Consider the following 6751-nt stretch of genomic DNA (forward strand, 5'->3'; position numbering starts at 1 on the left):
CCGCGCCTGCCGCGCGTCGCGGAGGCCGCATCGTGAGCGCCGCGGAGATCGTCGTCGAGGCGAAGAACCTGCAGCGCATCTACGAGGTGCGCCGCGGCCTGTTCCGACCGAACGCGCAACTTCGCGCGGTGGGCGACATCTCGTTCCGGCTCGAGCGCGGCCGCACGCTCGCGGTGGTCGGCGAATCGGGCTGCGGCAAATCGACGCTCGCGCGCATGGTCGCGCTGATCGAGAAGCCGACGGCGGGCCAGCTCACGCTGGTCGGCCACGATGCCGTGAACCCGCCGTCCGAGCGGCGCCGCGAACTGCGCCAGGCCGTGCAGCTGGTGTTCCAGAACCCCTACGGCTCGCTCAATCCGCGCAAGAAGGTCGCAGCGGTGCTCGAGGACCCGCTCGCGATCAACACCACGCTCGGCAAGGCGGAGCGTGCCGCGAAGGCGCGCGAGATGCTCGCGCGCGTGGGCCTGCGGCCCGAGCATGCCAACCGCTATCCGCACATGTTCTCGGGCGGCCAGCGCCAGCGCATCGCGATCGCGCGCGCGCTGATGCTCGAGCCGCGGCTGGTGGTGGCGGACGAGCCGGTGTCGGCGCTCGACGTGTCGATCCAGGCCCAGGTGCTGAACCTGCTGGCCGACCTGCAGGCCGAGCTCGGCCTGGCCTACCTGTTCATCTCGCACGACCTCGGCGTGGTGCGCCACATCGCGCACGACGTGCTGGTGATGTACCTCGGCCACGCGGTGGAGCAGGGCCCGAAGGCGCGCATCTTCGAGCGTCCTCTGCATCCCTACACGCAGGCGCTGCTGGCCTCCACGCCGGGCCTCAGCAGCCAGCGCATCGTGCTCAAGGGCGAGCTGCCGTCGCCGCTGTCGCCGCCCACGGGCTGCGTCTTCAGCACGCGCTGCCCGCATGTCACGCAGCGCTGCCGCGACGAGCGACCCGCGCTGCGCGAGCTCGACGAGCGGCAGGTTGCCTGCCACTACGCCGAGCGCTTTCTCGAAGGCGCGCCGGTGGTGCGCGCCGACCTGCCGTCGGCACCGCCGTTCGTCGCGCCCGTCGCGATGAATCCCTGAACCCGCTTTCCGTTTTCTCCAACCCGTGTCTCAAGGAGTCCCCATGACGAACCGTTCCTTCCTCCCGCGCCGCGCACGACGGCTGGCGCTGCTGGCACCCGTGGCGATCGCGGCGCTGACCCTGGCCTGCGGCGCGGTGTCGGCCAAGACGCTGGTCTACTGTTCCGAGGGCAGCCCCGAGAATTTCTATCCGGGCATGAACACCACCGGCACCTCGTTCGACGTGACCACGCAGGTCTACAACACCATCGTCGAGTTCGAGCGCGGCGGCACCAAGGTCGTGCCCGGCCTGGCCGAGAAGTGGGACATCTCGGCCGACGGCACGGTCTACACCTTCCACCTGCGCAAGGGCGTGAAGTGGCACACCACGAGCAAGAGCTTCAAGCCCACGCGCGACTTCAACGCCGACGACTTCATCTTCATGATCGACCGCCAGTGGAAGGAGAGCGATCCCTTCTTCAAGGTCACGAGCCAGAACCACTCCTACTTCAACGACATGGGCATGCCCAAGCTGCTGAAGTCGGTGGACCGCATCGACGACTACACGGTGAAGATCACGCTCAACCAGGCGGAGGCGCCGTTCCTCGCCAACCTCGCGATGCAGTACGCGGGCATCCAGTCGAAGGAGTACGCGATCGCGATGCTCAAGGCCGGCACGCCCGAGAAGGTCGACCAGGACCCGATCGGCACCGGCCCGTTCTACCTCGTGCAGTACCAGAAGGACGCGGTCATCCGCTTCAAGGCCTTCCCGCAGTACTGGGGCGGCAAGGCCAAGATCGACGACCTCGTGTTCGCGATCACGCCCGATGCCTCGGTGCGCTGGGCCAAGCTGCAGAAGGGCGAGTGCCACGTCATGCCGTACCCGAACCCGGCCGACCTCGACGCGATCCGCAAGGACCCGAACGTGCAGGTGCTCGAGCAGCCGGGCCTGAACGTCGGCTACCTCTCATACAACACGACCAAGAAGCCCTTCGACGACGTGCGCGTGCGCAAGGCCATCAACATGGCGATCAACAAGAAGGCGATCATCGACGGCGTGTACCTCTCGACCGGCGTGGCCGCGAAGAACCCGATCCCGCCGACCATGTGGTCCTACAACGATGCGGTGAAGGACGATCCCTACGATCCCGAGGCCGCGAAGAAGCTGCTGGCGCAGGCCGGCTTCCCCGACGGCTTCTCGACCGACCTGTGGGCGATGCCGGTGCAGCGGCCCTACAACCCGAACGCCAAGCGCATCGCCGAGCTGATGCAGGCCGACCTCGCCAAGATCAACGTCAAGGCCGAGATCAAGAGCTTCGAATGGGGCGAGTACCGCAAGCGGCTGCAGGCCGGCGAGCACCAGATGGGCATGCTGGGCTGGACCGGCGACAACGGCGACCCCGACAACTTCCTCTACACGCTGCTGGGCTGCGCCTCGGCCAAGTCGGCGAGCGGCAGCAACATCTCGAAGTTCTGCTACCAGCCCTACGAGGACATCGTGGTCAAGGCCAAGAGCGCGACCAAGCAGGCCGACCGCGACGCGCTCTACAAGAAGGCGCAAGTCATCTTCAAGGAGCAGGCGCCGTGGTTCACCATCGCGCACGCGGTGCAGCTCAAGCCGGTGCGCAAGGAAGTGATCGACTTCAAGCTCAGCCCCTTCGGCCGCCACACCTTCTACGGCGTGGACATCAAGTAAGCGGTGGGGGCCACCGCACCCATCGCGATCGTCGCGGCGATGCACGAGGAGCTGAAAGCGCTCCTCGCGCTGATGCCCGACGAGCAGCGCGTGCGCGTCGCGGGCCGCGACTTCTGGGTCGGCCACCTGCAGGGCCAGCCCGTGGTCGCGGTGCTGTCGCGCATCGGCAAGGTCGCGGCCGCGGTGACGGCCACGCTGCTGCTCGAGCGCTTCGGCGTGCGCGCCATCGTCTTCAGCGGTGTGGCGGGCGGGCTCGCGCCGGGCGTCGAGGTCGGCGACGTGGTGGTGGCGACCGAGCTGTTGCAGCACGACATGGACGCCTCGCCGCTCTTTCCGAAATACGAAGTGCCCTTGATGGGGATCTCGCGTTTCAAGGCCGATGCGGCGATCGGCGATGCGCTGGCGGCCGTGGCCGAGCAGACCTTGCGCGATCCCGTGGCCCTGGTGGGGCAGGGCGCCGTCGACGAGTTCGGCCTGCGTTCGCCGACCGTGCATCGCGGCCTGCTGATCAGTGGCGACCGCTTCGTCGCGACAGCGGCCGAAAGCGAGGCGCTGCGCCGCGCGCTACCCGATGCGCTGGCGGTGGAGATGGAAGGCGCGGCGGTGGCGCAGGTGTGCCACGACTACGGCGTGCCCTTCGCCGCGATGCGCACGATCTCGGACCGTGCCGAAGACGCGGCCCATGGCGACTTCGCGCGCTTCGTCGCCGAGGTCGCGAGCCGCTACAGCCTCGCGCTGGTCGGCGCGTGGCTCGCCGCCCAGCCTTCTTCTTCTGCTACTTGAGCCAGCCGCGCCGGCGGAAGTACCACATCGGCACCAGCGCGCTCGCGGCCATCAGCACGATGGCGTAGGGATAGCCCATGGCCCAGTCGAGCTCGGGCATGAACTTGAAGTTCATGCCGTAGATGCTCGCGATCAGGGTCGGCGGCAGCAGCGCGACGCTGGCCACCGAGAAGATCTTGATCGTCTTGTTCTGGTTGATGTTGATGAAACCGACGGTCGCATCCATCAGGAAGTTGATCTTGTCGAACAGGAAGGCCGTGTGGTTGTCGAGCGATTCGATGTCGCGCAGGATCTGCCGCGCTTCCTCGAACTGCTCGGCATTGAGCATCTTGCTGCGCATCATGAAGCTGACCGCGCGGCGCGTGTCCATCACGTTGCGGCGGATGCGCCCGTTCAGGTCTTCCTGGCGCGCGATGGCGCCCAGCACCTCGCCCGCGAGTTCGTCGCTGACGTTGCCCGAGAGCACCTTCTTGCTGGCGGCCTCGAGCTCGTCGTAGATGTTCTCGAGCGAGTCGGCCGAGTATTCGGCGTCGGCGTCGAAGAGCTTGAGCATCACTTCCTTCGCGTCCTCGATCAGCCCCGGTGCGCGACGCGCGCGCATGCGCAGCAGGCGGAACACGGGCACGTCCTCGTCGTGGATCGAGAACAGCACGCCGCGGCTGCGCAGGTCGGTGTTGTGCTGGTTGAGGATGAACGCGACGCGCACCGCGCGCGGGGCTTCGTCGTCGTCGATCAGGAAGTCGCTGCGGATGTGGAGTTCGCCGTTGTCCTCTTCATAGAAGCGCGCCGATTCCTCGATGTCCTCGTCCATCGCGTCTTCGGGGATCGAGAGGCCGTAGTACTGCTTGATCCAGCGCTTCTCCTCGAGCGTGGGCGATTCGAGGTCGACCCAGATCGGCTGGAAGCGGGAGAGCTCCTCGAGGGCCTCGATCTCTTCCTGGACGAGGCGGCCGTTGGCGAGCGTGAAGATATTGAGCATGGCTCACTCCCGTGAAATGGCTGGGGCGATGGGGCGGACGGCGGGGGGGCGAGAAAGGGGGCGCTTTCAAATCCCGGACCCGGTCGGCCGGACTCAGCCGGGAGTTGAAAGCTGCCGAGACGGGGCGGTTTCCACGATGCGGTCTCCAGTTGCAGCGAGGCGCGATTATGTCATCGGCGAATGAGCGCAGAGTTGGCTGGACTGGACGAACATCCAGTAGAGTGGCGCCCATGCCGAGCGCCGTGTCCCCCGTTTTTTCCAGCCCGCCGGCGACCCAGGCCGAGCGCCTCGCGGCCGCCCTCGCCAGCCTCAACGACGAGCAGCGCGCGGCGGTCGAGCACGGGGTGGAGGCGCTGGCCGGTGGCGCGCCGGACGCGGCCGATGCAGGGCCCTTGCTCGTCATCGCCGGCGCCGGCTCGGGCAAGACCAGTACGCTGGCGCACCGGGTGGCACACCTGATCGCGCGCGGGGTCGACCCGCAGCGCCTTCTGCTTCTGACCTTCTCGCGCCGCGCCGCGCAGGAAATGGCGCAGCGCGCCGGCCAGGTGCTCGCGCGCGTGCTGGGGCTGCAGGCCCACACCGCGCCCGCGCTGCCCTGGGCCGGCACCTTCCACGGCATCGGCGCGCGGCTGCTGCGCGAGTACGCCGCGCAGATCGGGCTGGACGACAACTTCACCATCCACGACCGCGGCGACGCCGAGGACCTGATGGGGCTGGCGCGGCACGAGCTCGGCTTCTCGTCGAGCGCGCGCCGCTTTCCGCACAAGGGCACCTGCCTGTCGATCTATTCGCGCTGCGTGAACACGCGCGCGCCGCTCGAGTCGGTGCTCAGGCAGTCCTTCCCGTGGTGCGCCGAATGGGGCGTCGAGCTGCAGCAGCTGTTCGGCGCCTACGTCGAGGCCAAGCAGCAGCAGAACGTGCTCGACTACGACGACCTGCTGCTCTACTGGGCCGGCATGATGGAGGAGCCCACGCTGGCGCAGCACCTGGGCGCGCGCTTCGACCACGTGCTGGTCGACGAGTACCAGGACACCAACCTGCTGCAGGCCGCGATCCTGCTCGCGCTCAAGCCCGATGGCCGGGGCGTGACGGTGGTGGGCGACGACGCGCAGTCGATCTATTCGTTCCGCGGTGCGACGGTGCGCAACATCCTCGACTTCCCCTCGCAGTTCTCGCGGCCGGCGCGCGTGGTCACGCTGGAGCGCAACTACCGCTCCACCCAGCCGATCCTCGACGTGTCGAACGCATGCATCGCGCACGCGGCCGAGCGCCATGCCAAGACGCTGTGGACCGACAAGCCCTCGGCCGGGCGGCCGCAGATCGTGCGCGTGCCCGACGAATCGCAGCAGGCCTGCTGGGTGGCCGACAAGGTGCTCGCGCACCGCGAGGGCGGGCTCGCGCTCAAGTCGCAGGCGGTGCTGTTCCGCACCTCGAGCCACAGCGCGCCGCTCGAGCTCGAGCTGGCGCGCCGCAACATCCCGTTCGTGAAGTACGGCGGGCTCAAGTTCCTCGAGGCCTCGCACGTCAAGGACCTGCTCGCGGTGCTGCGCTTCGCGCAGAACCCGCGCGGGCGCATGGCGGGCTTTCGCGTCACGCAGCTGATCCCGGGCATCGGGCCGGCCACCAGCGCGAAGCTGCTCGACGCGATGGACCAGGCGGCCGATCCGGCCATCGCCCTGCGCGACTTCGTGCCGCCGAGCGCCGCGCGCGCCGAATGGGCCGCCTTCGCCGAGGCCTATGCCGCGCTGCGCGCGCCGTCGCTGGCCTGGCCGGCCGACGTGGGCATCGCGATGGACTGGTACCTGCCGCACCTCGAGCGGCTCTACGATGACACCGCGGGCACGCGCCGCGGCGACGTCGAGCAGCTGGTGCACATGGCCTCGGGCTATGCCTCGCGCGAACGCTTCCTCACCGAGCTCACGCTCGATCCGCCCGAGGCCACCAGCGACCGGCCGGGGCCGCCGCTGCTCGACGAGGACTACCTGATCCTCTCGACCATCCATTCGGCCAAGGGGCAGGAGTGGAATTCGGTCCACGTGCTCAACGTGGTCGACGGCTGCATGCCGGCCGACGTGGCGCAGAGCGCGCAGGAACTCGAGGAGGAGCGGCGCCTGCTCTACGTCGCCATGACCCGGGCCCGCGACCACCTGCACCTGCTGGTGCCGCAGCGCTTCTACATCCCGCAGCAGGCCGCGCGCGGCGATCGGCATCTCTATGCCAACCGCAGCCGCTTCATTCCCGATG

At 68.5% G+C, this 6751-nt stretch carries 5 protein-coding genes; 4 read left to right on the plus strand and 1 reads right to left on the minus strand.

Annotated features, from left to right (window positions below):
* The first annotated feature begins 29 nt into the window (after window positions 1-29).
* Genes AC27VN_RS28640 through AC27VN_RS28650 form a run of 3 tightly spaced genes read left to right on the plus strand, consistent with a single transcriptional unit; the run spans window position 30 to window position 3528 of the window.
* Window positions 30-1070 carry a peptide ABC transporter ATP-binding protein gene (locus AC27VN_RS28640; RefSeq protein WP_490878729.1) on the plus strand — a complete coding sequence of 347 codons (1041 nt, stop codon included), beginning with the start codon at window positions 30-32 and terminating at the stop codon, window positions 1068-1070.
* Between the two features lie 43 nt (window positions 1071-1113).
* The gene (locus AC27VN_RS28645; RefSeq protein WP_093350493.1) at window positions 1114-2745 is read left to right on the plus strand and encodes an ABC transporter substrate-binding protein; all 1632 of its coding nucleotides are present in this window, start codon (window positions 1114-1116) and stop codon (window positions 2743-2745) included.
* A 39-nt stretch (window positions 2746-2784) separates the two neighbouring features.
* Window positions 2785-3528 (plus strand): 5'-methylthioadenosine/adenosylhomocysteine nucleosidase, encoded by a 744-nt coding sequence (locus AC27VN_RS28650; protein WP_490878730.1) that lies wholly within the window; start codon window positions 2785-2787, stop codon window positions 3526-3528.
* Here the strand turns inward: AC27VN_RS28650 and corA are convergent.
* Complete coding sequence (gene corA / locus AC27VN_RS28655) at window positions 3521-4507, minus strand: magnesium/cobalt transporter CorA (RefSeq protein ID WP_057593823.1); 987 nt, start codon at window positions 4505-4507, stop codon at window positions 3521-3523. The two genes, AC27VN_RS28650 and corA, sit on opposite strands and share 8 nt — an antisense overlap.
* A gap of 230 nt (window positions 4508-4737) precedes the next feature.
* On the opposite strand from corA, the gene AC27VN_RS28660 reads away from it, so the two are divergent.
* A partial coding sequence (locus AC27VN_RS28660; protein WP_490878728.1) for an ATP-dependent helicase occupies window positions 4738-6751 on the plus strand: 2014 nt, incomplete at its 3' end.

It is taken from the genome of Variovorax sp. 20P10.2.4 (assembly GCF_058244205.1).

Excerpts from the sequence above, each read along its gene's own strand:
- AC27VN_RS28650 (WP_490878730.1), top strand. The coding sequence starts at position 2,785 with ATGCACGAGGAGCTGAAAGCGCTCCTCGCGCTGATGCCCGACGAGCAG.
- corA (WP_057593823.1), bottom strand. The coding sequence starts at position 4,507 with ATGCTCAATATCTTCACGCTCGCCAACGGCCGCCTCGTCCAGGAAGAG.
- AC27VN_RS28645 (WP_093350493.1), top strand. The coding sequence starts at position 1,114 with ATGACGAACCGTTCCTTCCTCCCGCGCCGCGCACGACGGCTGGCGCTG.